A 25,378-nucleotide genomic window follows, 5' to 3' on the forward strand; every position below is an offset into this window, starting at 1 on the left:
CCCGCGCGCATCTTTTATCGGCTAAAGCAAAGCGGGGTTTGCCCGGTGTGTCGCCGCCCCCTAGAATGCCCCGATGCGCGATGATCTCTCCCTTCTGCTGAACTCCCTCAACGATGCCCAACGCCAGGCCGTAGCGGCCCCCGTGGGTCGTCAGTTGGTCCTGGCCGGTGCTGGTTCCGGTAAAACCCGAGTGCTGGTGCACCGTATCGCCTGGTTGATCCAGGTCGAAAACGCGTCGCCCCACTCCATCCTGTCGGTGACATTCACCAACAAGGCTGCTGCCGAGATGCGCCAACGCATCGAGCAGCTGATGGGCATCAACCCGGCCGGCATGTGGGTCGGTACCTTCCACGGCCTGGCGCACCGCTTGCTGCGTGCGCACTGGCAGGAAGCCGGGCTGAGCCAGACCTTCCAGATTCTCGACAGCGACGACCAGCAACGGCTGGTCAAGCGGGTGATCCGCGAGCTCGGTCTGGATGAGCAACGCTGGCCGGCCCGCCAGGCCCAATGGTTCATCAACGGGCAGAAAGACGAAGGTCTGCGCCCGCAACACATTCAAGCCAGCGGCGACTTGTTCCTGGCGACCATGCGCAGCATCTACGAGGCCTATGAGGCCGCGTGCCTGCGCGCCGGCGTCATCGACTTCTCCGAACTGCTGCTGCGTGCCCTCGACCTGTGGCGCGACCACCCGGGGCTGCTGGCGCATTATCAGAAGCGTTTCCGGCACATTCTGGTGGACGAGTTCCAGGACACCAACGCCGTGCAGTACGCCTGGTTGCGCCTGCTGGCCAAGGGTGGCGACAGCCTGATGGTGGTCGGCGACGACGATCAGTCGATTTACGGCTGGCGCGGGGCAAAAATCGAGAACATCTACCAGTATTCCGAAGACTTTCCCGACGCCGTGACCATTCGACTGGAGCAGAACTATCGCTCCACCGCCGGCATCCTGAAAGCCGCCAACGCCCTGATCGCCAACAACACCGGTCGTCTGGGCAAGGAACTGTGGACGGATGGCGGCGAAGGCGAAGCGATCAACCTGTACGCCGCGTTCAACGAGCATGACGAAGCCCGCTACGTTGTCGAAACCATCGAAAGCGCGCTGAAAACCGGCCTGGCGCGTAGTGATATTGCGATTTTGTACCGCTCCAACGCCCAATCACGCGTTTTGGAAGAAGCTTTATTGCGTGAGCGTATTCCATATCGTATCTATGGCGGTCAGCGCTTCTTCGAACGGGCTGAAATCAAGAACGCCATGGCTTATCTGCGCTTGCTCGAAGGCCGAGGCAACGATGCCGCGCTGGAGCGGGTGATCAACGTGCCGGCCCGTGGCATCGGCGAAAAAACCGTCGAAGCGATTCGCGACCATGCGCGACACAGCGATGTGTCGATGTGGGAAGCGATGCGCCAACTGGTGGCCAACAAGGGCCTTACCGGTCGCGCCGCCAGCGCACTGGGCGCGTTTATCGAGCTGATCGAAAACCTCGCAGCCAAGTGCATGGACATGCCGCTGCACTTGATGACCCAGACCGTCATCGAGCAGTCGGGGCTTATCGCCTACCACGAAGCGGAAAAAGGCGAGAAAGGCCAGGCTCGGGTAGAAAACCTTGAGGAACTGGTCAGCGCCGCGCGCAACTTCGAAAACAGTGAAGAAGACGAGGATCTGACGCCACTGGCCGCGTTCCTCGGTCACGCTTCGCTGGAGGCCGGGGACACCCAGGCCGACGAGCACGAAGACAGCATTCAGCTGATGACCCTGCACAGCGCCAAGGGCCTGGAATTCCCCTATGTGTTCCTCGTGGGCATGGAAGAGGGTCTTTTCCCGCACAAAATGAGCCTGGAAGAGCCCGGTCGCCTTGAGGAAGAACGTCGTCTGGCTTATGTCGGTGTCACCCGCGCCATGCATAACCTGGTGATGACCTATGCTGAAACCCGACGCCTGTATGGCAGCGAAACCTACAACAAGGTCTCGCGTTTCGTACGCGAAGTGCCGAAAGGCCTGATCCAGGAAGTACGGCTTTCCAACAGCGTCAGCCGTCCGTTCGGCGGTGGCCAGCAGCAGAGTACCAGCAGCCTGTTCGGCGGCAGCGAAATCCCGCAGACCGGGTTCAGTCTCGGCCAGGCAGTACGGCATTCGGTGTTCGGCGACGGCGTGATCCTGAACTTCGAAGGCGCCGGCGCACAGGCGCGGGTTCAGGTGAACTTCAGTGAAGGCAGCAAGTGGCTGATGCTGGGGTATGCCAAGCTGGAGGCGATCTGACAGCTTTCCGGGGTGGCTTTCTGTGGGAGCGAGCCTGCTCGCGAATGAAAGCACTTCGGTCTATCTGGAAAACCGGGGGGCGCAGCTTTCGCGAGCAGGCTCGCTCCCACAGGTTGGTCTGACTAAAGGAAAAAGTCATGGGCTCAGGCTTCTTTTCTTCCTGGACATTCTGGGCCTTGTTATCGGCTGTCTTTGCGGCGTTGACCGCCATTTTCGCGAAGATCGGTGTCGAAAACGTCAACGCTGACTTCGCCACACTGCTGCGAACGGTCGTGGTCCTGGTCAGTCTGGCCTTGATTTTGTACGCCACGGGCCAATATCAGGCATTAGGATCGATATCGTCCAAAAGCTACCTGTTCCTGCTGTTGTCAGGCCTGGCTACCGGTGCATCGTGGATTTGCTACTTCCGCGCATTGAAGGTCGGTCCCGCGTCCCTGGTCGCTCCAGTGGACAAACTCAGTGTGGTTCTGGTGGCCGTGCTCGGCGTGATCCTGCTAGGTGAAAAACTCGACCTGCGCCAATGGGGCGGAATCGGACTGATCACGGCAGGGGTAGTGATGTTGGCGCTACGACGCTAGGCATCTGTCCTACAGAACTTATCCACTCATCCTACAGACCAAAGTTAACAAGCCTTATTGCGCTGACTGAAGCTGAACCGAACCTGTCAGGCAAAAGCCCGAAACACTCTGCCGCTAGCCAGTAACACTTCAGCTGTGCAACATGGCGCGCGTGCCTTCCACAAATGGGAATTCCCTTTATGAAACGTTTTCTTAGCATCGCCATGGCGTTGTGCATCGGCCTGACGATGAGTCTCGACGTCAATGCCGCCAAGCGCTTCGGTGGTGGCAAAAGCGCAGGCGCTGCGCCGACTCACCAGACCAGCCAAATGGCTCCTTCTTCTCCTGGCATGGGCGGCGCCGCAGCGACCGCTGGTGCTGCCGGTGCCGCTGGCGCTGCTGCCAAGGCCGGCGGTGCTTCGCGCTGGCTCGGTCCTCTGGCCGGCATCGCCGCCGGTGGCCTGTTGGCGTCCATGTTCATGGGCGACGGCTTCCAGGGCATGCAGATCCTCGACATCCTGATCATGGCGGTCATCGCGTTCCTGGTCTTCCGTTTCATCGCCGCCCGTCGCCGCAAGCAGCAGGAGCAGTTCGCTCCGGCTGGTCACGCGCCGATGCAGCGTGAAGCGTTCGAACAGAAGCCTGCTGGCGGTTCGATCTTCGGCGGCTCGGCTGCACCGGTTGCCGCACGTCCGGTCATCAATGCACCGGCCTGGTTCAATGAAAGGAATTTCATTGAAGCGGCCCGCAACCACTTCCAGTCCCTGCAACAGCACTGGGACGCCAACGAAATGGACAAGATCGCCGAGTTCGTGACCCCGCAGATGCTGGAGTTCCTCAAGCGCGAACGTGCCGACCTGGGCGACGGTTTCCAATCCACCTACATTGATAACCTCAATGTGCAACTGGACGGTGTGGATGATCGCGCCGACAAGACCATCGCCACCCTGACCTTCAGCGGTGTGTCGAAAACCTCGCGTTTCGACCAGGGCGAAGTGTTCAGCGAAAGCTGGAACATGGAACGCGCCCAGGGCGAAAACCAGCCTTGGCTGGTGGCAGGTATCCGCCAGAACGGCTGATCCCCCTCCGCGCTTGATACGCTGTAATAAAAACCCCGGCTTGCCGGGGTTTTTCTATTTCGCGATTGCATCTATAGCGAGCTACTGTATAAACCGCCCCATATAAACCGCGCCATTCAAGCAAGAGGATCCCGGACGTGGAAGAAATCATCGAACAACTGCGTGAAGCCAACGAACCGGTACCGGTCCCCTTGGAGTTGCCCGACGAAGATCTGCTGGTCGAAATCGAAGAACAACTGTTCATCGACATTCCATTTGTCTTCAGAGAGTTTTTGCTGACCGTCAGCGACGTGGTCTACGGCAGCCTGGAGCCGGTCACCGTCACCGACCCGCAATCCCACACTTACCTGCCGGACGTCGCTGCCAACGCCTGGGATGCTGGCGTCGATCGCAGCCTGATTCCGATCTGCCAGGACGGCGACAACTACTACTGTGTCGAAGAAGACGGCACCGTGGTGCTGTGGCAAGGCGACGAAGAGCTGATCGCCGAAGAAACCTGGGAGTCGGTGTGGCACTGGGCGCGGGACGTCTGGCTGGAAAGCTGAGTCAGCTGACGCCCCATCAGGTCAGTGCCCTGGCGAATCCTTGTGGTTGTCCAGGGTATCCAGCAAGGCCACTTGCATGCGCGTGTGAACGCGGATAAACCAGCGCCACAGCAGCGCAGCCACGGCAGCCGCTACCACGGCGATCAGCACCAGCAACTTGTTGGTCGGCAGAATACTGGCCGACAAGGCTGCCAACAGCAGGAAAATCACCAACAGCGAGAGGATCGGGATCACTTCGGCGATCACCCGGCGCACTCGCTGCGTGTGACGTCCGGCCATTTCCGGCTTCACCCCCATTTCCGCCAGCAACATCGACAGCGCCTTGAGCTTGCGATACGCGGCAATCAGGAAGGGCAGCGAAAGCAGCAGCGCCCCACCCCAGATCAACGCTTTCTGCCAGCTTGGGTCACTGATCCAGTCTTGCAGGTAAGTAGACATTCGCTCAGCGAAGTAAGCGCCCGCGAAGAAGATCGCAATCACCAGCGCCAGATTGACCCCCACCTGCAGCAAGATCCGCCGAATCATCGAGGCCAGCAACGCCCCCTCTCCCTGCGGCTGAATGCTGCGCAACCATTCGCCATACATCCCCAAAACCCGAGCCAACCGTTGCGGCATCACCGCGGCCAGCTTGATCGACAATGGGTCGGCCGCGCGGATCAAATAGGGCGTCATCAACGTGGTGAGCACCGAAACTGCCACGGCCACCGGATAAAGGAAGTTACTGGTGACCTGCAGGGTCATGCCCAGCGAGGCGATGATGAAGGAAAATTCGCCAATCTGCGAAAGTCCCATCCCCACACGCAGTGAGGTGCGTCCGTCATTGCCGGCGATAAAGGCGCCCAGACCGCAGGACAACATCTTGCCGAGCACAACCGCCAACGTGATCACTGCGATTGGCCAGGCGTACTGCAGCAAAATCATCGGGTCTAGCATCAACCCGATCGCCACGAAGAAAATCGCGCTGAACAAGTCTCGAACCGGTTCGATCAGGCGCTCGATTTTCAGCAACTGCCGGGATTCGGCCATGATCGCGCCAATCAGGAATGCGCCGAGCACCATGCTGTATTCGAGTTTGACCACCAGCAGGCAGAAGCCGAAACACAGGCCCAGCACGGTGATCAGCAGCATTTCGTTGCTGTCGAATTTGGCCACGTAGGCCAGTAGCCGTGGAACCAGCAAGATGCCGATCACCAGCGCGACGATCATGAACAGCGAGAGTTTTCCAACGGTGGAAAATACCTCGCCCGAGCTAACCGTTCCGCTGACCGCGATGCTCGACAGCAAGGCGATGATGCCGATGCCCAGAATGTCCTCAACGATCAGCACACCGAAAATCAGCTGCGCAAAGCGCTCGTTTTTCATCTTCAGATCGTTGAGCGCCTTGACGATGATGGTGGTCGAGGAAATGGCCAGAATCGCGCCGAGGAACAGCGAATCCATGGTGTTCCAGTCGAACCAGCGACCGATCTCGTAGCCGATCCAGATCATCAGCACGATTTCCATGAACGCCGCGATAAACGCCGTGGCGCCGACCTTGAACAGCTTGCGCAGGCTGAATTCCAGACCCAGGCAAAACATCAGGAAAATCACCCCGAGTTCAGCCAGGGTCTTGATGGTGCCTTCGTCGTGGATCAGGCTGAACGGCGGCGTGTGCGGACCAATGATGAAGCCGGCAACGATATAGCCAAGCACCACCGGCTGTTTGAAGCGGTGGAACAGTACGGTCACCACACCTGCGACCAACATGATCACTGCCAGATCCTGAATAAAACTGATGGCATGCATGGTGTGGGGCTCCTTGGTTGGACAACGTTCAATCGCAGACGCGGGAAATGTCCGATTGAGCAGAGTAAAAATTCGTTTTTGGTGTAGGAATTTGCCTTTTGGGGTGGGCTTTTGCAGGGTAACACCGCGACTTCCGGCAGAAATGCGGTGCAATATATGGAAACAGATCGATCCGGCGTGACGGCGGCTTACCGTCCGGCGTCCCGATAACTGTTGGTTCGAAAAAACCACGCAGGCACCCGCAGAGGTGCATCCCTCAAACCCTGCCTTGATCCGTGAGAACGCTATGGAACCCGGAAACGCCCAGCTGTCGATGACGGTATTGATGACCCCCGACATGGCCAACTTCTCTGGCAATGTTCACGGCGGTACCCTGCTCAAGTACCTCGACGAAGTCGCCTACGCCTGCGCCAGCCGCTATGCCGGACGCTACGTGGTGACCCTGTCGGTAGACCAGGTGATTTTCCGTGAGCCGATCCATGTCGGCGAACTGGTGACCTTCCTTGCTTCGGTCAACTACACCGGGAACACCTCGATGGAGGTAGGCATCAAGGTGGTGACCGAGAACATCCGCGAGCGCTCGGTGCGCCATACCAATAGCTGCTTCTTCACCATGGTCGCGGTGGATGACCAGCGCAAACCCGCGCCGGTACCGCCTCTGCAGCCGGAGAACAGCGAAGACAAGCGCCGCTACATCCAGGCCCAGCAGCGTCGTCAGATTCGTCAGGAACTGGAAAAGCGGTATCAGGAAATCAAGGGTGATGCCTGAGGCGCATCAGGTCGTTTGATGGCGCGCTTTAGATAGTCTTCGCGAGCAGGCTCGCTCCCACAATGGATCTCGGTCTGCACAAATTCTGTGACCGCAGCAAATCCGTGTGGGAGCGAGCCTGCTCGCGAATGGGACCAGCGAAAAATTAGAGGCTGATAGAGGTCGCTTCGAACCGCACCCGAGGATGGGCGATCCGGTCCTGCGCCCGCACCAGCTCCAGCTCGTAGCTGGCGCAGGCCTGGGTTTCCAACAGCACCTCATGCACCGCCGACGCCGCGAATTCGAAAGCAGCCAACAGGCTGTCACCCAGCAGGACGCGCGCCAGAAACAATCCAGAGGTCAGGTCGCCAACACCCACCGGCTGACGCGGAAACGCCAGTAGCGGACGTTGCAGATGCCAGCTGCCCTCGGCCGTCACCAGCAGCATTTCGAAGACGCCCGGCGTTTTGCCCGGGTAGTCCAGATGCTTGACCAGCACCGCTTTCGGCCCACGCGCCAGCAGCGCCCGCGCCATCGCCAGGCAGTCGAACAGCGACTGCGGCTTGCGCCCCGAGAAGCTGTCGAGTTCCAGCTGATTCGGGCACATGAAGTCGGCCACGGCGGCGGCCTCCTCCAGCAGGAAATCACTGACTTCCGCCGGTACACTGCAGCCTTTTTCCGGATGGCCCATCACCGGGTCGCACAGGTAAAGCGCCTTGGGATTCATCGATTTGATTCGCGCGACACCCGTGAGGATGGCTCGGCCTTGAGCCGCGCTGCCGAGGTAACCCGATAACACTGCATCGCAATTGCCCAACTCGCCAATCGCCGCGATACCTTCTACCAGATCGGGGATCTGGTGCGGAGCCAACACGTCGCCGGCCCATTGGCCGTACTGGGTATGGTTGGAGAACTGCACGGTGTTGAGCGGCCAGACATTCACCCCGACCCGCTGCATCGGGAAAACCGCGGCACTGTTGCCGGCGTGACCGAACACCACGTGGGACTGGATAGCGAGCAGATGGGGCGTACGTTTCATGCGGTGAGTTTCCGTAAAACGATTGAAATTCGAGCAGCGCAGTATGCGACTAAACGCAGCCTGTACGACAGACCGGCGACGCAGTTAAGCTGACACTATCTTGTTGGAGCGCCCTGTTGATGCTGACCCTTGGAAATATTTTCGTGCTGATGCTGCTTGCCACCGCGGGTGCCTGGCTGTGGCACAACCACGGTTTGCGCGAACGTGCACTGGAGCGGGTCAAGCAGCATTGCAGCAACGTCGGGATTGAATTGCTGGATGGTAATGTGGCGCTGAAAAAGATCGCGTTCATCAAGGATGCCAGTGGCCGGCGGCGCCTGGCCCGTGTGTATAACTTCGAATTCACCGTGACCGGCGAAACCCGTCATAACGGCACTATCACCCAGTTCGGCTCCCACAGTGTGCAAATCGAACTGGCGCCCTACCCGATGCCGTTCGACGACACCCCGCCCGTCGCCGACGTGGTCAAGCCCAGCGCCCAGGTGATCGAACTGAGCCATTGGCGGCAGGAACATAACAAGTGGCGGCCTTGATGATTGATGCCGTCAGTTGAATCCATTCGCGAGCAAGCTCGCTCCCACATTTGGGAATGGGCTCCCCTGTGGGAGCGAGCCTGCTCGCGAATGGGCCATTAGCCACAATACAGAAACCCGCTAGTTCTATTGAACCCTGCATTCCGCCAAACCTCTCTGCAGCAAATCAACCTCCTGCGACTCACTGAAAATCAATTCAACCCGCGAATCCTGCCGCCATTCACTCGACTGCCATTCCAGTATCGAGTTATCCACTGCATTCGCCGACACCCAGCCTTGGCCACTGTGGATAACCAACTTCGCCCTTCGCCAGGCAAGGCCTTCAAGCCATTGCTCGACAAGTGCCAAATCGAATGTCTGGCTTGGGTGCCAACGCCAGCCGACGCTCCAGCCACCCTCCTGTTCCTGACTCAAGCAAATCGGAAAGGCCGGATCAGTCCAGATCGCCGGAACCTGCGCCAGCCCCTTGGGCACAACAAAGTTATCCACACCCGCCACGGCCCGAGCCTCCACGCCGGGCAGTTCGCTCAATGGCAGCATTGCTTGTTGCGTCCAGTACAACGGTCGAACCGGTAGCTGATTGGCGAGGCGCTGGCGATCAGCCTCATCGAGATTTTCCGATTTATTCATCAGCAGCAGTCCGGCATCGTTCAGCGCCTCCTGTTGCGCCTGCGGCAGCAACTTGCCGTCCGCGAGCGCCTGAGCGTCCAAAACCAGTACACAAGGCAGTACACTTAGTACACCTCGCCACGGCGTTTCACTCAGCTGACTGAGCAGCTGCGCCGGATGGCCCAGGCCAGATGGCTCGATAAACAGGCGATCCGGCCGCGCCTTGCGCAGCAGCCGGCCGAGCCCGATCTGAAACGGCGCGCCGTTGACGCAACACAAACAGCCCCCGGCCACTTCACCCAGTGAGATACCATCGGCATCGCGAGTCAGCAGCGCAGCGTCGAGGCCGATCTGGCCGAATTCGTTGATCAACACCGCCCAGCGCTCACCGTCAGGGCGTTGCGCCAGCAGGTGCCTGATCAGGCTGGTCTTGCCGGCCCCCAAGGGTCCGGCGATGACGTGGGTGGGAATGTTCTGCAACATGATCGAAGGTTCTGAGGAGGTAAGGATGCGGTGGATGGGATGGTCGCTACTGCTGTCGCTTACCAGCGGCGAGGCGCTGGCCCAGGCCTGCGTAGTCCACAGCCAGGCGGAACGGCTCGACGTTAAAGTCTGCCAGCAAAACCGCAATATCCCGGAAAAACTGTTCGCCGACGGATTCTGCCAGCCAAACCTGGCCGGGCAGAACGTCGAAGTGCAGTACGTCGACCAGTGCCCCAGCGGGGCGTTCGGCGTGTGCAGCGACGCCCAAGTCGCCAATATGCCTTACCGACAGGATATTCACTATTACGGCGTTGCCACGGATGCGGCGTATCTGAAGCCGTATTGTGAAACCAAGAGCCAGGGAACCTGGCTCAAGCCTTGAACTCAGTCGTCGTTCACGCCACCTCTTCGAACCACGGACCAAACGGATCCGGCAGCCTCTGCCAGCCCTCTTCACCCATTGCCATTTCATCGTCGGTCAGCAAGCAATCATCGAGCTCGGCAGTGAGCTGTGCGAAATCAATGTCCTGGCCGATGAACACCAGTTCCTGTCGGCAATCACCGGAGGCAGCGGCCCAGTTTTTCATGATGGCGGCCGTGCTTTCGGCGTCCTGCGGCCATTGACTCTTCGGCACGAAACGCCACCAGCGCCCGGCATAGCCATGGCGCATCAACCCACCTGCCTGGGACCAGCTGCCGGCGTCCATGGGTTTGCTCGCCAGCCAGAAAAAGCCCTTGGAACGCAGTAACTTGCCATTGGGCCACGGCCGGTCGATGAAGTTGAAAAAACGCTGTGGATGAAAGGGACGGCGCGCACGATAAGCGCGAGAGGCGATGCCGTACTCCTCGGTTTCCGGCACATGTTCACCGCGCAGTTCCCGTAGCCAGCCCGGTGCCTGTGCAGCTTTTTCGAAGTTGAAGCGTCCGGTATTGAGGATCTTCTCCAGCGGCACTTCGCCCATGACCATCGGAATGATTTCCGCCTGCGCGTTGAGTCGTTCGAGGATCGCCGTCAGCTCCAGGCGGTCGCGGCTGCTGATCAGGTCGGCCTTGCTGATCAGGATGACGTCGGCGAATTCGATCTGCTCGATCAACAGATCGGTAATCGCGCGTTCATCCTCCTCACCCAGGGTTTCGCCACGGGAAGCAAGACTTTCGGCAGCCTGATAATCGAGCAGGAAATTCATGCCATCGACCACAGTGACCATGGTGTCGAGTCGCGCGATGTCGGTGAGGCTTTGGCCGTTTTCGTCACGGAAAGTAAACGTCTCCGCAACCGGCAGCGGTTCGGAAATACCCGTGGATTCGATCAACAGATAATCGAAGCGACCGTCCCGTGCGAGTTTGCTTACCTCCTCTAATAAATCTTCGCGCAGGGTGCAGCAAATGCAGCCGTTGCTCATTTCCACGAGTTTTTCTTCTGCTCGATTGAGGCTGACATCGCGCTGGACTTCACTGCCGTCAATGTTGATTTCACTCATATCGTTGACGATTACAGCAACCCGCAGATTATTACGATTACGTAGTACGTAATTAAGAAGTGTACTTTTTCCAGCCCCTAAAAAGCCCGACAGGACGGTAACGGGGAGACGATTGGCCATCAGATAGTCCTCACAGGGTTACCCGGTCAAATTGCCGGGCTTGATTAGTGTTATGTTATAACTATATTGTTATACAGTAACACACCAAATCAACCCCTCTCACGATGGACCTGCTGATGAATGCGCTGACTCTGCCGGATATCGCCGCGCAGGCCTCACGCCAAACCCTGCCACTGGAGTGGGTGGGTATGTGTGGCATTGCTCTTCCTGTTCTGATTGGAAACGAACGTGTGGCTGCAACGGTTGATGCCGGTGTGAGCCTCGACAACGGTGAGGCGCGCGGTATTCATATGTCGCGGCTTTATCTGGCGTTGGAAAGGCTTGAGCACGAACCCCTTTCACCCGATCTGCTTCGGCGAGTCCTGTTGAGTTTCCTCACCAGTCATGACGGTCTGTCGAACAATGCTTACTTGAATATTCACACGGATTTACTGTTGAAAAGGCCGGCGCTGATCAGCCCTTTGGCCGGCTGGAAATCCTATCCCGTCAGCATCCAGGCACGTTTGAAAAACGCGATGTTCCACGTGGAACTAAAAATCCAGGTGCCTTATTCCTCGACGTGCCCCTGTTCAGCAGCGCTTTCCCGACAACTGATCCAACAACAATTCGTCGATGACTTCGCCAACAAGGCTCTACGCCATGCCGATGTGTTGGCTTGGCTCGGCTCTCCCAAGGGCATCGTTGCAACCCCGCATAGTCAACGCAGCACAGCGCAGTTGTGCCTGCGCCTGGACGACTATCTCGATGATCTGCCGCTGATCGCGTTGATCAATGACGCCGAAGCGGCCCTCGGCACCGCTGTGCAAACCGCCGTGAAGCGCGCCGACGAACAAGCCTTCGCACTGGCCAACGGTCAGAACCTGATGTTCTGCGAAGACGCCGCTCGACGCTTGAACCTGGCCCTGAAACGCTCACCCGGTATCAACGGTTTTCACATTCGAGTTGTTCACGCCGAGAGCCTCCACGCCCATGACGCGGTTGCCGAAAGTCTCTGGAACTGGGAGCAGACATGATCCGTTTTCAGGCTTTGCGTTGGGGCGCGCCGGGGCAACCGCTGACGCCGCCTCTCGATATCGAGCTGTCAAAGGGAAGCATGACCGCCGTGATCGGTGCCAATGGCTGCGGCAAAAGCAGCTTGTTGAAAGTCATCGCCGGGCTGCAAAAACCGCTCGCGGGAAAGGTCTTGCTGGATGTACCACGCAAGGGCTCCCTCTCGTTTCTGCCGCAGCAGCAACATCTTGATCGCCAATTCCCCATCAACCTTCAGGAACTGGTCGCCGCCGGTTTCTGGGGCAGTAAGCAATCGCCTGCGTGGCGTCGTGATCGTCTTGAATCGGTACTGGAAGATTGGTGCCTGAGCGGCCTCGAACGGCGCCCCTTGATGGCCCTTTCGGGGGGCGAGTTGCAGCGTGCGTTGCTCGCCCGCTTGAGCCTCATAGATGCGCCATTGCTGCTGCTCGACGAACCCCATGCCGCCCTGGACGAACTCGGTCAGAAACTGCTCTGGAGACACATCCACAGGTGGCATGCCGCCGATCGAACCCTGGTGGTTGTGTGTCATGACCTGGCCGCCGTTCGCCATCACATCCCCCACACACTGCTGATCAAAAGCAGCGGATGCGTCTTCGGGTCGAGCACCGATCTCATTCGCCAACAACCTCAAGCACAGGTGGCCTGATGCTTGGCGCCGCTCATCTTTGGCAACCCTTCAACGAATTCGTGTTCATGCGCCGGGCGTTGTTGGGTGGTTTGGTTCTGGCGTGCAGCACAGCGCCCCTGGGCGTATTTCTGATCCTGCGACGGATGAGCCTGATCGGTGACGCGGTGGCACACGGCATCCTGCCCGGGGCCGCATTGGGTTTCTGGTTCGCCGGCTTGAGCCTTCCCGCATTGACCCTCGGTGGCCTCGGCGCGGGTCTCGGCATGGCCGGGCTCGCCGCCTGGATCACCCGTCGCACGGGCTTGCGAGAGGACGCCAGTCTCGCGGCGATCTACCCGATTTCCCTGGCCAGCGGCGTGCTGATTCTTGGTATCGCCGGTAAACGCCTGGACCTGTTGCACCTGCTGTTCGGCTCGGCGTTGGCAGTCGACGCCCCGACTCTGAACGGCATGCTCTGGGTCTGCGGGGTGAGTCTGATCGCCATGCTGGTGATCTATCGCCCCCTGCTGCTGGACACCCTCGACCCGCTGTTCCTGCAATCCGTCAGCCGCCTCGGCCCCCTGGCCCATGGCGTATTCCTGACGCTGGTGGTGCTGAATCTGGTGATCGGTTTCCAGGCCATCGGCGCGTTGATGGTGGTCGGCCTGATGATGCTGCCCGCCGCGGCCTCACGGTTCTGGAGTCGGCGCTTGCCGGTGTTGATGGCTATTGCCGCGCTGCTCGGCAGTCTCTCGGTTTGGCTCGGGTTGTTGCTGTCGTTCCATTACTCGCTGCCCAGCGGTCCGGCCATCGTCCTGGTGGCGGGCGGTTGGTATCTGCTGTCCGTCGTGTTCGGACCTGTGCACGGGTTGCTGCGCCGCCCGCCTTTGCTCACATCCCAATGAGGTATTACCCGATGCGCGCTTTATTCGTGCTGTTCAGTTTGATGCTGTCGATGTCGCTGTCTGCCGCAGAAAAACTCCAGGTGGTCACCAGTTTCAGCATCCTCGCCGACATGACGCAGCAGCTCGGCGGCGATCACATCCAAATCACCAACATGGTCGGCCCAGACGCCGATGCCCACACTTATGAGCCAACCCCGGACGACGGCCAGGCGCTGCTCAAAGCGAAGCTCATCATTAAAAACGGTTTGGGATTCGAGCCATGGCTCGATCGCCTGGTGATCAGTACCGAGACCAAGGCGCCGGTAATCAGCGCCAGCCAAGGCGTGATCCCGCGCTCCCTGGATGAAGACGGCGAGACTGTTCCCGACCCGCATGCCTGGCACAACCTGGCGAACGCCGAGCTGTACATCAGCAACATCACCAAGGCATTGATTGCCGCCGACCCGGCGAACAAGGCCGACTATCAGCGCAACAGCCAGGCTTACCTGAAGCAAATCTATGCCCTGCTGGCGCAAGCCAGGGCCAAGCTCGGTTCACTGCCGCCGGGCAACCGCAAGATCGTGACGTCCCATGATGCCTTCGGTTATCTGGGACAGGCCTACGGGATCGATTTCATGGCGCCCCAGGGTTTGTCCACCGAGCGCGAACCTTCAGCCGCCGAAGTCGCTGCGCTGATTACCCAGATTCGTCAGGCCAAGGTCAAAGCGGTGTTCATGGAAAACATCAAGGACTCGCGCCTGCTCAAGCAGATTGCCGACGAAAGCGGCGCCCGGATCGGCGGCACCCTGTACTCAGATGCGCTCGCTGCGACCGGCCCGGCCAGTACGTTTACCGGGTTGTTCGAATACAACATCAACACCCTGTACGACGCGCTGAGCAAGCCATGATCCGTGTCCCGGAGTGTTCGCAAACGTGGCTCGACAAACGTCTACATGACAAAAGCAATCGTTTGCCGCTAATGTTGATGCGCTAGCGCGTGTGATCGAAGCATCCGAGAACAATAACCATGATCCAGATCACCCTGCCCGATGGTTCATTGCGTGAGTATGACCAACCGCTGTCCGTACATGAGGTTGCCGCGAGTATTGGCCCCGGGCTGGCCAACGCAGCGGTAGCCGGTCGGGTCAATGGCGTGTTGGTGGATTGCGAGTTCATGATCAAGGCGGATGCCAGAGTCAGCATCGTAACGGCGCAGGAGCCCGACGGGCTGGAGATCCTCCGCCGCTCCTGTTCGCTGATGCTCGCAATGGCGGTCAAACAACTGCACACCCATGCGCAATTGCGAACGGGCTCGGAGCTGGGTGATGGATTCTATTGCGAGTTTGCTGTCGACCGTCCTTTGACCACAGCGGACCTTCCCCTCATCGAAGCGCGCATGCAAACACTGGCGGCGACCAACCATTCGATCCGCCGACGTCCGACGCCCTCTCCATCGACACCTCCCGAGCATCTGTCGCTGTACCGCCTCGGTGACACCGAGTATCTGACAACTGGCCCGCACGTCCCTACCACCAAGGTGCTGCAGGCATTTGCCCTTGATCATGTCAGCGGGACCTTGCAGCAACGCATCTACGGTACCTGCTGGTCCAGCCACCAGGAACTGCAGCAGTGGCGCTTGCCGCCTCATGTGGTGGTCGTCAGCATGGATGAGCGCCAGACGAGCTATGCACACGCGGTCACCGAGCGCCTTCGCCGCAGTGGCGTGCGTGCCCTTGCGGATCTGCGCCACGAGAAAGTCCGCCACAAGATTCGTCATCACAGCCAGACAGTGCCGTACGTGGTAGTGGTCGGGGAGAAGGAAAAGGCCGGTGGGTTTGTCAGTGTTCGCAGTCGCGATGGACAGGATTTTGGCAGGATGGCGGTTGAGGCGGTGTGTGAGTGGTTAGGGCAACCCGGGATTTCGGGTGTCTGAACGGATGCCATCGCGAGCAAGCTCGCTCCCACAGGGGATAGTATTTAACCTGTGGGAGCGAGCCTGCTCGCGAAGCTTTTAAGCTCTCGGCTTGACTGTCCCGCAATCCTGCCCCAACCACACGGCGCGACTTTCCAGGCTGCCCTTCTGTTGGAGGCCGGTGGCATTGAACGTGCCGTTGACCTTGGTAGTGAACTCACGGTCACTGAGGAAAGTCGCAACACCCGCACCCTGCGCTTTCGGGCAACTGAAGCGGAACTTCCACTGGTTACCGGTGCGGTCGGTGATTTCCTGCTTGCAGCCCGATTGCGGGTCCGTCAGCGGGATATCGTCGGTCTTGACCTGCTCCGGCGTCAGGCACGCGCGAATCCCCTTGCCGCCCATGGTGATGCCCTGTTTTTCCAGCTGCGCGCGCTGTTCAGGGGTCATCTGACTTTGTATCTGCCCGAGGATCAGTTGCAGATCCGGCAGGTTCTGGTCATCGACCTTCATGTTGCTGGTGGTCAATTCCCACAAACCTGGCTGCAGCATCTGCGCCTGAGCGGCCACAGGAAGTGCCAAACCCAGCGTAATGGCCAAACCCAGCAAACGAACGTTCATCATGTAACTCCTGATCAATGGTGGCCGTTAGACGTCAGCCACGGGCTTCGGTTCATGGGCCAATTAAATAGCGACATTCTGCCCGGAACATGGTCTGTTAAGCATTGAATCTTCAGGAGCAAGGCTGCCCCCCATGGATTATTTTGGACCCCATATTTTCGGCTACACCATCGCATTGTTGCACTCCCTGGGCACGATCGCAGCGATCCACGCCGTGTTGACCGTTCGAACCGCCCAAGGCTCGATCGCCTGGGCCTTGTCTCTGGTCTTCATGCCCTACCTGACGCTCATCCCCTATCTGGTATTCGGCCGCAGTACCTTCGACGGTTACATCAAGGCCCGGCGCCAGGCCAACGAAGAAATGCGCAAAGCCGTCTCCGAGCTCAATTGGCGGCCGTGGGTAGAAGAAGCGCTTACCGCTCGCGCTTCCAATGCTTATGCGTCGCTCAGGGCGATGCCGAAGCTGGGGCGCATGCCGTGCCTGGCAAACAACGAAGTGAAACTGCTGATCAATGGCCGGGCCACCTTCGATGCGATTTTCAACGCCATCCGCCAGGCCAAAGAAGCGGTGCTGATCCAGTTCTTCATCATTCATGACGACCGCCTCGGCCAGCGCCTGCATAACCTGCTGCTGGAGAAAGCGGCCGAAGGCGTGGCGGTCTATCTGCTCTATGACCGAATCGGCAGCCATTCCCTGCCCCACCGTTACGTGCAGGCGTTGCGCGATGGCGGTGTCGAGGTCAAGGCATTCGCGACCCGCAGCGGCTGGCTGAACCGCTTCCAGGTCAACTTTCGCAACCACCGCAAGATCGTGGTGGTCGACGGCATCCTCGGTTTCGTCGGCGGACACAACGTCGGCGACGAATACATGGGTGAGAAACCGCCGCTGGCGCCCTGGCGTGATACCCACGTACAGGTACGCGGCCCCGTGGTGGCCTGCATGCAGGAATCCTTCGCCGAAGACTGGTTCTGGGCGGCCCGATCGTTACCGCCGCTGATCCTGCCAGAGCAGTACCCGGACGACGGCGTCCTGTGCCAAATGCTCGCCAGCGGCCCGGCAGACCCCTACGAGACCTGTTCACTGTTCTTCGTCGAAGCCATCCACGCAGCGACCGAACGGGTGTGGATCACCAGCCCGTATTTCATACCCGACGAAGCCGTATTCGCCGCATTGCGCCTGGCGGTGCTGCGCGGGGTAGATGTACGGATTCTGCTGCCGTCACGGCCCGATCACCGTATCGTCTACGCGGCCTCGAGTCTGTTTGCCTTCGAAGCGGTGCGTGCGGGCGTACGGGTGTTCCGCTACGAACCCGGTTTCCTGCATCAGAAAGTGGTGTTGATCGACAGCGAAATCAGCGCCATCGGCAGTGCCAACATGGACAACCGTTCGTTCCGCTTGAACTTCGAAGTGATGCTGCTGACGGTCGACAGCGCGTTTGCCGCCAAAGTAGAGCAGATGCTCAACGATGACTTCGCCCAGGCCCACGAAATCGCCAAAGGAGAGGGCCGGGAGACCGCACGCCTGCAACAGGTCGGCATGCGGATCGCCCGGCTTATTTCGCCGATTCTTTAGGGGTTGTAGATGTCGTCCCGGGTCCATGGCAGTTCATGGCTGCCATCGGGGTGCGCTTTGACTGCAAGGATCTGGTGCAGGTTGATCCAGCCCCTGGCGAACGCATAGGCGCAGCCCGCCAGGTACAGGCGCCAGATCCGCAACGCTTGTTCCGGCACCAGTTTCGCGGCGGCCTCGAGATTGTCTTCCAGACGTTCGCTCCAGTGATCCAGGGTACGTGCATAGTGCAGGCGCAGGCTTTCGACATCGACGATCTCAAGCCCTGCTTCGCTGATCTCGGCAGAAATCATCGACAGGTGCGGCAGCTCGCCGTTGGGAAACACATACTTCTCGATGAACTCACCGGCACCGCGTCCCACCGGGCGACCATCGGTGTGTTTGGCGGTGATCCCATGGTTCATCACCAGGCCGCCCTCCTTCACCGCGCCGAACAAGGTTTTGCAGTACTCGGCCAGGTTCGCATGACCGACGTGTTCGAACATGCCGACGCTGACCACTTTGTCGAAGCGCCCGTCCTGCGGCAGGTCGCGGTAGTCGAGCAACTGCAGCTCGATCATGTCCTCCAGACCTTCTTCTTTCACGCGTTCACGGGCTAAAGCCAGTTGCTCTTTACTGAGGGTAATACCAAATACTTTCGCGCCGAATTCACGGGCCGCATACCGCGCAAGGCCGCCCCAACCGCAGCCGACATCCAGCAAATACTCGCCCGGTTGCAGGCGCAACTTGCGACATAGATGACGAAACTTGGCCTGCTGGGCCTGCTCCAGCGACTCGCTGCCGGTCTCGAAATAAGCGCAGGAATAAGCCATGTCGCTGTCGAGCCACAACTGATAAAAGGCGTTGGAAAGGTCGTAGTGGTAGGAAATGGCCTTGGCGTCGGTCTCTTTATCGTGGGCGGTACGGACGGGCTGATTGTCCTCATCCGCATCAAGCAACGCCTGGCTCAATTCATCACACACGCGGATCACATCACTGATAGAGCCTTCGAGCTCCAGCTTGCCCTCGACAAACGCTGCTCCGAGCGAGCTGAGGCTTGGATGGGTGAACTGGGTAACCATCTGTGGGTCCTTGACCACAATGGTGACGCTGGGCGTCGGCCCCAGATTGAATTCATGGCCATCCCAGAGTCGCAGGCGTAGCGGTAACTGCAGATTCTGTAAGGCCGGTGGAAGTTGCGCGAGCATGGAAAATCCCCCTTGTTTCAGACGTCTGCTGAGAGGTTAGACCATCCTGGAAAAATAGCTGCCTATCGATTTCATAGCGGATTTCTATGAAGCTGCTGCACCCGAAAATTCGTCGTGAATTCACAGAAATGATCGCTCTTACCCTAAATGACTACAGATTTGGCGCACAGTTCTGTAAACCATTTGTAGGAGCGAGCTCTGCTCGCGATGGACGTGAACGATAACGCGCCCTGCCTGAATGAGCGCGTTACCTGGACGTTTTTCGCGAGCAGAGCTCGCTCCTACAGCTTGAGCAACGGTTCCTGAAACCGCAGCAAACGCCCGGCATTGCCCAACACCAGCAATGTGCTGAAGTTATGCAACAACGCCGCGATCATTGCCCCGGCCGCGCCGAGCCAGCCGAACGCAGCGAAGGCAACGATGGCCAGGGTCCAGCCCAGACCAATGATCACGTTGACCTGCAAGGTTTGCCGACACTGGCGACTCAAGCGCACGCAGGTCCCCAGACGACGCAAGTCACTGCCGATCAACACGATATCTGCCGACGCCAGGGCGATGTCCGCGCCGCCGGCGCCCATGGCCACGCCTACCACGCCAGCCTTGAGGGCCAACGAATCATTGATACCGTCCCCCACCACCATAGGCCGAAAACCATTACCAATTTCTTTCAACACACGGTTGAGTTTGTCCTCAGGCAACGCCTGCGCTTCGACATCACTGATACCCACATCCCGCGCCAGCGTATGCGCCACGCTTTTGCGATCGCCGGTGAGCAACAGCTGTCGTCCCAAGCCAAGATCACGCAACTCGCTCAGGGCAAACCTGGCTTCGGGTTTCACGCTGTCGGCCAGCAGCAGCCAGGCGAGGAACTCCCCGTTGAGTGCCAGTCCGGCAATCGGGCCGTCGTGGTCGGGAACGGTTGAAGTGGGAATCTTCAACTGAGCGAACAGCTCCGGTCGCCCGAGCGCAGCCTCACCCTGCTCCGTCATGGCCACCACACCCAGGCCCTGACGTTCATGAATATCCGTGAGCAGCAAAAAATGCTCCTGTGTCACCAGCCCGGCCAGCGCCCGGCTGACCGGGTGACTGCTGGCGGAACCGAGGCTGGCGGCGAGTTTCAGCACAGGGGTGCGATCCTCCAGCGGGCTGTCGATGGATTGCAGGCGCAAGGTGCCAAAGGTAAGGGTGCCGGTCTTGTCGACCACCAGCGAGGTCAGGTCTGCCAGCTCTTCAAGAAACGCCGAGCTGCGTATCAGAATCCCATGTCGTGCCGCCACGGCTACGCCGGCAATTGCGGTAGCAGGCGCCGACAACACCAACGCACAGGGACAGGCCGCCACCAGTACCGCGAGCATGGCCTGAGCATCGTTGGTGATGAACCAGGTCACTGCGGCCAGCAACAACACCAACACCATGTAGCTGCCGGCGTAACGCTCCAATAGCCGCGTGATCGGCGGTTTCGAACGCTCGGCGTTTTGCATCAGCGCGATGACTTTGCCGAGGGTCGACTCATGGCCGGTGCGGGTTACTTCGATGCGCAGCAGGCCATCGAGATTGATCGCCCCCCCGAACACCGGCATGCCGACGCCTGCCTCAACCGGCACTGATTCACCGGTAATGGAGGCGGTATCGAGACTCGCTTGACCGGAGAGTACGAGGCCATCCGCTGGCACTCGATCACCGGCGCGCACTTCTACCCGGTCGCCAGCCTTGAGCGTGCCGTTGTCGACTTCAACGATGGAGCCGTCGGCCTGAATCTTCCGCGCATGACTGCGCGTCAGTTTGCCGAGGGCACGAATGGCTTCCTGCGAACCAATCACGCTGCGCTCTTCCAGGACATGGCCGAAGATCATGATGATCGGCAGCAAGGCCGCCGTCAGCAGATCGCCGGTCGCCCAGGCACCGAGCATGGCCAATGCGATCAGCTGATCGGTGATGCCGTGCAGGCTCGGATAACGCAAGCTGTACCAGGCCGAGCGCATGACCGGGACGGCCACCAGCACGGAAGCAAAACCCAGCAGCAATTGGCTGACACCGGTCTGCTCGGGCGACAACCAGCGCCAGACCAAACCGAGTATGAGCAAGCCGAGGGCGAGCATGGCCAGGGTCAATTGGCGAGCGGCGCTGCGTTGTTCGGCCGAGGACAACATGCTCGGTGCAGCGGCGGTTTGCGCAGTCATTGTGCAGCTCCCTGAATGATCAGGCGGGAATCGTCTTTCGGATCAACCGTGGTCACCGAACCCGCCTGACCGAGAATTTTCGGCATCCGTTCGCGGTAAATCCGCAGCAACATCTGTGGGTCGGTGCCTTGTTGTTGTGCCTTCGCCAGGCTCATCACCGTGGCCGTATCGGCAGAGGCTTTCGCCAACCGTTCACTCGCCTGTGCGTGAGCGACTTGCAGTGTGCGGTCGGCTTGTTCGTTGGCGGCCTGAGTCAGCTTCTCGGCTTCAGTGCGCGCATTGGCCACGGCTTTGTCCGCTTGCTGGCCGGCCGTCAACACCGCATTGAAAGCGTTCACCGCAGGCCCGGGCAAACTCGATTGCACATCGACCCGCGCCACTTCGATCCCGAGCCCCTGACCGATCGAAGTTAGCTCGGTGAGGCGTTGATTGATGGCCTGCACCAAATCACCGCGCAAGCGCTCGCGTCTTTCGGCCGCCTTGCTATCGGCGCCGATCAACTCCGGTCGCGCCACCAGAATGGTGTCCAGATCACGCGCCGCCGTCAGCGCTAACGCACTGCGAGTAACCAGGCGATCCAGTGCCGGTAGTACATGTTCACCTTGCAGCACGAAAGCATAGGGATCCGTCACCTTATAGAAGACCCGCACATCGAGTTGCACCACCCCGGCATCTCCGGTCAACAGGTAACCGGAGCCTGCCAGCGCATCGCTGATGGGTGTGGCGAAACTGGCGGCGCGATCGGCTTGTAAAGCCGCATCACTGCGCAGCAGATTTTCCACCCGACGCTCGATCACCCGATCGGCTGCGGGCAACAAAATCACCTGCTCAAACGGCCGCGGCCAAGCCAATAGCAACCCGGCATTCTGGATGCGATCCAGCGCACCGAAATGCAGAACCACCGCGCGATTTTGCGGATCAATCTGCCGCACATTGGAAAACGCCCACGCCAAAGCGGCCAACACCGTCACCGCATACAATGCGAGAAATGCCAGTCGCCCCGCTTGAATCCAGGGACTGCTCAATTCATTTGTTCCACGTGGAACCACGCTCATGGTTGCGACCCGGATTTGTTATCGAGGCTTGGCGGACCGTCAACCAACACCCGGAATGGCGCAGCATCGGTGCGCAAAATCAGTTTTGTCCCTGGCGTCACCACCGTACCCAAGGTATCGAGTGAGCGCAGCAGGTTGTACAGCTGTGGCGAGCCGGCGTAGGCACGACCGTAAATTTGCGCGGCTTCAACGCGTGATTGCGCTTCGATGTCTGCGGCTTTTACCGTGGCATCGGCCTGCACGATCCGCGCATCACGTTCGGCTGCAGAACGAATTTGTGCCGCTTCACGCTTGCCGATGGCGGTACGTTCGGTGGCGATGGTTTCACGCTCGGCACGCATACGATCGACCGTCGCGGTGAGGGTGACCGATGGCAGGGTCAGACGCTCGATTCCGACCTGCAACACGCGCACGCCATACGTGGTGAGCAACTGCTGATCAATTTGCTGGCGCAACTGCGCCTCGAAATCGGCGATATGCACCTGACTGGCGTCCGTGTTCACCAGGTTGGCCAGGTCGAAACTGCTGGCGGTGGTTTCCAGCGCCGAGCCGACAAATGTACGAATCTGCCGCGCCGCTTCATCCGGCTGATTTTGTACGGCACGCATGAAGCGCTGCACATTGTCCGGGTCGCCCTGCACCTGCCAGGCTACGTAAGCCTGGACAATGATGCGCAGACCATCGCGCGTACCCACGTCCTGCAAACCGCTGGAGGTGGTGCGCAGTCGCAGGTCAACCGGGATGGCCGCTTCGAACGGCGCCGGCCAGCGCCAGCCAAGACCCGGTTCAAGCAACACCCGCGACGGATTGCCGAAGCGCGTGATCACCGTGGCCTCCCCCGATCTCACCTGCACCAGGCTCGCCGCTGCAACCGCGAACGCCACCAACAACGCCGCCCAGCCCATGCGCCGCCATGGAAAAGGACCAGCCTCCTGTGGATCGCCATGATGGTGATGATGGTGACCGTGGTGATGATGCCCGCCATGGCCATGATCGTGGCCGGCGTGGTCATCGTGATTGTGAGTATGAGACTGGCTCAATTGGCAGCTCCTGGCTGAGCGGTTTTACGTGACGGCGCGGGATCAGCCGGTAATGTGAATGTACGCAGGTCGATGGTCGGCGCATTGTTGCTGCCGCCCAGACGATGATCGAGCACCAGCAACCTGGCATTGGCCAGGCCTTGGGACAGTTGACTGAGGTACTGCTCCAGCACAAAGGCCTGGCCGGCGCTGGCGTAAGCTTTTTGCTCGGCACTGAATTTGAAGTCGGCTGCTTGCGCACTCGCGTTGATTTCACGAGCGCTGGCCGTCGCTTGATCGCGGGCGATGCTGGCCTGCAGTTGCGCCTGGTGGGTGGCTTCGGCAGCCGCTCCGCGTTCTCGGGCGATCAGGGCCTGCGCACCGATCTGCGCCGCTTGCACGCTGTGATAAGCATTGGCGGCCCCGGCCGGTGGGTGAATCGCTTCGACCACCGTGGCAAGGATTTCGACGCCGCTGTCGAGTGTGTTCAGGTCCGCCTGCACCGCGCGACCGATCTCTTCGGCAAGCCCTACCCGGTCTTCTCCGAGCAATCCGTCCAGGGTCCGGGAAGCGAAGTCGTGGACCAGAATCCTGCTGGCCGTACTGCGGATCAGTGTCGGCACATCGGCGCTGTTGTAGGTCGCCGCCAGTGCCGCCTGATCGCTCAGGCCGATGCGGTAGACGAAACGCACGTCCATGTTGACGATCTGAAAGCTCTGCTTGTCGGCACGGCTGCTGGCGATCACCTGGGATTTGTCATTCACATGGCTCGCATCCCACAACCGATTCGCCGTGAGCGGCGCCGGACCCTCAGCGGGGGCGGCCTGTATGGGTGCCGATGTTTCTCCAACGCTGGTGGCCAACTCGTGAACCACGCCATTTTCGACACTCAGCACCCGGCCCAGCGGCCAGGGCAAGCCGGCATGCAAACCAGGGCCGAACACCGCCACCGGTTTGCCGAAACGCTCGTAAATGCCCCGCCCCTGCAGCGGAATTTCGTGAATGCCGGTGAGTGACCAACCGACGATAACAACAACGGCCAGCACCGGTAAGAACGCCCGGCGCATGTAAGTGAAAGCCCAGATTTGCCGCAGGTCGATACCGAAGCGGTTGTGCAGTTCGTGCTGCAGCGCCAGTAACGGCTGCGGTGGCCAGCGCAGCATGTCAGCGACAAAACTGCGCGCAAGCAACGAAGGTTCAAGTTGTTCACGGCGGGGACTGAACAACGACAGCACCGCGCGCAACAGCAACTCCACCGCGACCAGTCCCGGCAGCAGGCCGATCAGCACCGCCAGACGCACCGGCCACACCGAGGTTTCATTGCCGAACAACAGGCACAGTGCACCCAGCACCAGGCTGATGATCGCCACCCGAGTCAGCTGCGCCAACGCTCCGGCTTCAGGCCACTGAGCCGGGGTTTCCTGAGCCAGTTGACGTTCCAGCACCAGCAAACCGAACGCCAGCAACAAGGCCAAGGCCGCGCCGACAGTGGCCGACAACCCCAGCGCGGCAGGTGGCAAGCCGAGGTTCCAGACCTGTTTAACGCAAAGCAGCGCCAACAATGCCCAACCGCCGAGCCATAGCGTTGGCGCACCGATCTGTTTGAGGATGTGCAGCCAGCGCTGGCCTATGCGATCCAGCAGTCGTTCGTACCAGCCTACCGGGGATTCGACTTCTTGCGCTTCGACCACCGGCACCACGGGATTCAACGCCCGCGCCCGCCATTGCGTCACCCACCAGGCCGATTGCAAACCGGCAACCAACACCAGCAACGCAGCGCTTTGATTGAACAACAGCGCCGGCCAAAGAGATTGCGAGGCAAATAGCCCGACAAAGAACCCCACCACCAACCCCTTGGCCGCCAGCACGCCGAGGCCGATAGCGAGCTGCCGCAGTCGCCGCCCTTGAAAAACTGCCTGTTGAAAGCGCGATAGCTCCGCTACCTGCGCTTCCTCCACATCGAGATCGACTTGCATACCACCCCAGTGCTCCACTTTGCTCACATCGCAATTCGTTACGATATAACGAAAAGAGTGAAATTTCCGTACTCAATTGCGTTATCTAAAGATGCGTAA

General features: G+C 59.8%; 23 protein-coding genes. 13 read left to right on the plus strand and 10 right to left on the minus strand.

The features are described from left to right. Positions 1 to 73 precede the first annotated feature (73 nt). The 4 genes from uvrD (at position 74) to ACW9HW_RS02395 (ending at position 4,438) form a co-directional block, all read left to right on the plus strand. Entirely contained in the window at positions 74 to 2,257 is a 2,184-nt protein-coding gene (gene uvrD, locus ACW9HW_RS02380) for a DNA helicase II (RefSeq protein WP_095194580.1), read from the plus strand. 137 nt (positions 2,258 to 2,394) lie between these two features. Next, positions 2,395 to 2,835, plus strand: a complete 441-nt coding sequence (locus ACW9HW_RS02385) for an EamA family transporter (protein ID WP_095194579.1) — start codon at positions 2,395 to 2,397, stop codon at positions 2,833 to 2,835. 179 nt (positions 2,836 to 3,014) lie between these two features. Continuing rightward, positions 3,015 to 3,893, plus strand: coding sequence for a Tim44 domain-containing protein (locus ACW9HW_RS02390; protein ID WP_095194578.1), 879 nt, complete (start codon positions 3,015 to 3,017; stop codon positions 3,891 to 3,893). A 137-nt stretch (positions 3,894 to 4,030) separates the two neighbouring features. Then, positions 4,031 to 4,438, plus strand: a complete 408-nt coding sequence (locus tag ACW9HW_RS02395; protein WP_095194577.1) for an SMI1/KNR4 family protein — start codon at positions 4,031 to 4,033, stop codon at positions 4,436 to 4,438. A gap of 21 nt (positions 4,439 to 4,459) precedes the next feature. Here ACW9HW_RS02395 and ACW9HW_RS02400 read toward each other — a convergent pair whose 3' ends face one another. Then, positions 4,460 to 6,223, minus strand: a complete 1,764-nt coding sequence (locus ACW9HW_RS02400) for a cation:proton antiporter (RefSeq protein WP_457398051.1) — start codon at positions 6,221 to 6,223, stop codon at positions 4,460 to 4,462. 286 nt (positions 6,224 to 6,509) lie between these two features. Between ACW9HW_RS02400 and ACW9HW_RS02405 the strand changes: the two genes are divergently transcribed. Beyond that, entirely contained in the window at positions 6,510 to 6,992 is a 483-nt protein-coding gene (locus ACW9HW_RS02405) for an acyl-CoA thioesterase (RefSeq protein WP_095194575.1), read from the plus strand. A 145-nt stretch (positions 6,993 to 7,137) separates the two neighbouring features. On the opposite strand, the gene pdxY is transcribed toward ACW9HW_RS02405, so the two are convergent. After that, positions 7,138 to 8,010, minus strand: coding sequence for a pyridoxal kinase PdxY (pdxY, locus tag ACW9HW_RS02410; protein WP_095194574.1), 873 nt, complete (start codon positions 8,008 to 8,010; stop codon positions 7,138 to 7,140). Between the two features lie 119 nt (positions 8,011 to 8,129). On the opposite strand from pdxY, the gene ACW9HW_RS02415 reads away from it, so the two are divergent. Beyond that, complete coding sequence (locus ACW9HW_RS02415) at positions 8,130 to 8,543, plus strand: DUF3301 domain-containing protein (protein ID WP_457398054.1); 414 nt, start codon at positions 8,130 to 8,132, stop codon at positions 8,541 to 8,543. A 126-nt stretch (positions 8,544 to 8,669) separates the two neighbouring features. Here ACW9HW_RS02415 and ACW9HW_RS02420 read toward each other — a convergent pair whose 3' ends face one another. Then, complete coding sequence (locus ACW9HW_RS02420; RefSeq protein WP_457398057.1) at positions 8,670 to 9,635, minus strand: CobW family GTP-binding protein; 966 nt, start codon at positions 9,633 to 9,635, stop codon at positions 8,670 to 8,672. Between the two features lie 25 nt (positions 9,636 to 9,660). On the opposite strand from ACW9HW_RS02420, the gene ACW9HW_RS02425 reads away from it, so the two are divergent. Beyond that, complete coding sequence (locus ACW9HW_RS02425) at positions 9,661 to 10,017, plus strand: NADH:ubiquinone oxidoreductase (RefSeq protein ID WP_457398059.1); 357 nt, start codon at positions 9,661 to 9,663, stop codon at positions 10,015 to 10,017. Between the two features lie 13 nt (positions 10,018 to 10,030). On the opposite strand, the gene zigA is transcribed toward ACW9HW_RS02425, so the two are convergent. Beyond that, positions 10,031 to 11,236, minus strand: coding sequence for a zinc metallochaperone GTPase ZigA (zigA, locus tag ACW9HW_RS02430; protein ID WP_457398062.1), 1,206 nt, complete (start codon positions 11,234 to 11,236; stop codon positions 10,031 to 10,033). 116 nt (positions 11,237 to 11,352) lie between these two features. On the opposite strand from zigA, the gene folE2 reads away from it, so the two are divergent. The 5 genes from folE2 to ACW9HW_RS02455 all read left to right on the plus strand — a co-directional run bounded on the left by folE2 (position 11,353) and on the right by ACW9HW_RS02455 (position 15,692). Continuing rightward, on the plus strand, positions 11,353 to 12,249 hold the full coding sequence (gene folE2, locus ACW9HW_RS02435) for a GTP cyclohydrolase FolE2 (RefSeq protein ID WP_457398140.1): 897 nt from the start codon (positions 11,353 to 11,355) through the stop codon (positions 12,247 to 12,249). Then, positions 12,246 to 12,914, plus strand: a complete 669-nt coding sequence (locus ACW9HW_RS02440; protein ID WP_457398064.1) for a metal ABC transporter ATP-binding protein — start codon at positions 12,246 to 12,248, stop codon at positions 12,912 to 12,914. Before folE2 ends, ACW9HW_RS02440 begins: the two co-directional genes overlap by 4 nt. Then, a complete protein-coding gene (locus ACW9HW_RS02445; RefSeq protein ID WP_095194568.1) occupies positions 12,914 to 13,780 on the plus strand; it encodes a metal ABC transporter permease in 867 nt (288 codons plus the stop codon). Before ACW9HW_RS02440 ends, ACW9HW_RS02445 begins: the two co-directional genes overlap by 1 nt. 11 nt (positions 13,781 to 13,791) lie before the next feature. After that, positions 13,792 to 14,667 (plus strand): metal ABC transporter substrate-binding protein, encoded by an 876-nt coding sequence (locus tag ACW9HW_RS02450; protein WP_457398067.1) that lies wholly within the window; start codon positions 13,792 to 13,794, stop codon positions 14,665 to 14,667. Positions 14,668 to 14,786: 119 nt separating this feature from the next. After that, complete coding sequence (locus ACW9HW_RS02455; RefSeq protein WP_095194567.1) at positions 14,787 to 15,692, plus strand: His/Gly/Thr/Pro-type tRNA ligase C-terminal domain-containing protein; 906 nt, start codon at positions 14,787 to 14,789, stop codon at positions 15,690 to 15,692. 78 nt (positions 15,693 to 15,770) lie between these two features. Here ACW9HW_RS02455 and ACW9HW_RS02460 read toward each other — a convergent pair whose 3' ends face one another. Next, on the minus strand, positions 15,771 to 16,292 hold the full coding sequence (locus ACW9HW_RS02460; RefSeq protein ID WP_095194566.1) for a DUF3617 domain-containing protein: 522 nt from the start codon (positions 16,290 to 16,292) through the stop codon (positions 15,771 to 15,773). A gap of 133 nt (positions 16,293 to 16,425) precedes the next feature. On the opposite strand from ACW9HW_RS02460, the gene cls reads away from it, so the two are divergent. Further along, complete coding sequence (gene cls, locus ACW9HW_RS02465) at positions 16,426 to 17,865, plus strand: cardiolipin synthase (RefSeq protein ID WP_457398071.1); 1,440 nt, start codon at positions 16,426 to 16,428, stop codon at positions 17,863 to 17,865. On the opposite strand, the gene cfaB is transcribed toward cls, so the two are convergent. The 5 genes from cfaB to hflK (ACW9HW_RS02490) all read right to left on the minus strand — a co-directional run bounded on the left by cfaB (position 17,862) and on the right by hflK (ACW9HW_RS02490) (position 25,279). Then, positions 17,862 to 19,049, minus strand: a complete 1,188-nt coding sequence (gene cfaB / locus ACW9HW_RS02470) for a C17 cyclopropane fatty acid synthase CfaB (protein ID WP_457398073.1) — start codon at positions 19,047 to 19,049, stop codon at positions 17,862 to 17,864. The genes cls and cfaB overlap by 4 nt on opposite strands. Positions 19,050 to 19,330: 281 nt before the next feature. Further along, complete coding sequence (locus tag ACW9HW_RS02475; protein WP_095194563.1) at positions 19,331 to 21,229, minus strand: cation-translocating P-type ATPase; 1,899 nt, start codon at positions 21,227 to 21,229, stop codon at positions 19,331 to 19,333. After that, positions 21,226 to 22,284: a protease modulator HflK gene (gene hflK / locus ACW9HW_RS02480; protein WP_457398077.1), complete on the minus strand. Its 1,059-nt coding sequence runs from the start codon at positions 22,282 to 22,284 to the stop codon at positions 21,226 to 21,228. Before hflK (ACW9HW_RS02480) ends, ACW9HW_RS02475 begins: the two co-directional genes overlap by 4 nt. Continuing rightward, entirely contained in the window at positions 22,281 to 23,324 is a 1,044-nt protein-coding gene (gene hflC / locus ACW9HW_RS02485) for a protease modulator HflC (protein ID WP_095194561.1), read from the minus strand. The genes hflK (ACW9HW_RS02480) and hflC overlap by 4 nt, the downstream gene beginning before the upstream one ends. Beyond that, complete coding sequence (hflK, locus tag ACW9HW_RS02490) at positions 23,321 to 25,279, minus strand: protease modulator HflK (protein WP_457398080.1); 1,959 nt, start codon at positions 25,277 to 25,279, stop codon at positions 23,321 to 23,323. The genes hflC and hflK (ACW9HW_RS02490) overlap by 4 nt, the downstream gene beginning before the upstream one ends. Positions 25,280 to 25,378 lie beyond the last annotated feature (99 nt).

It is taken from the genome of Pseudomonas sp. SDO5532_S415 (assembly GCF_054071155.1).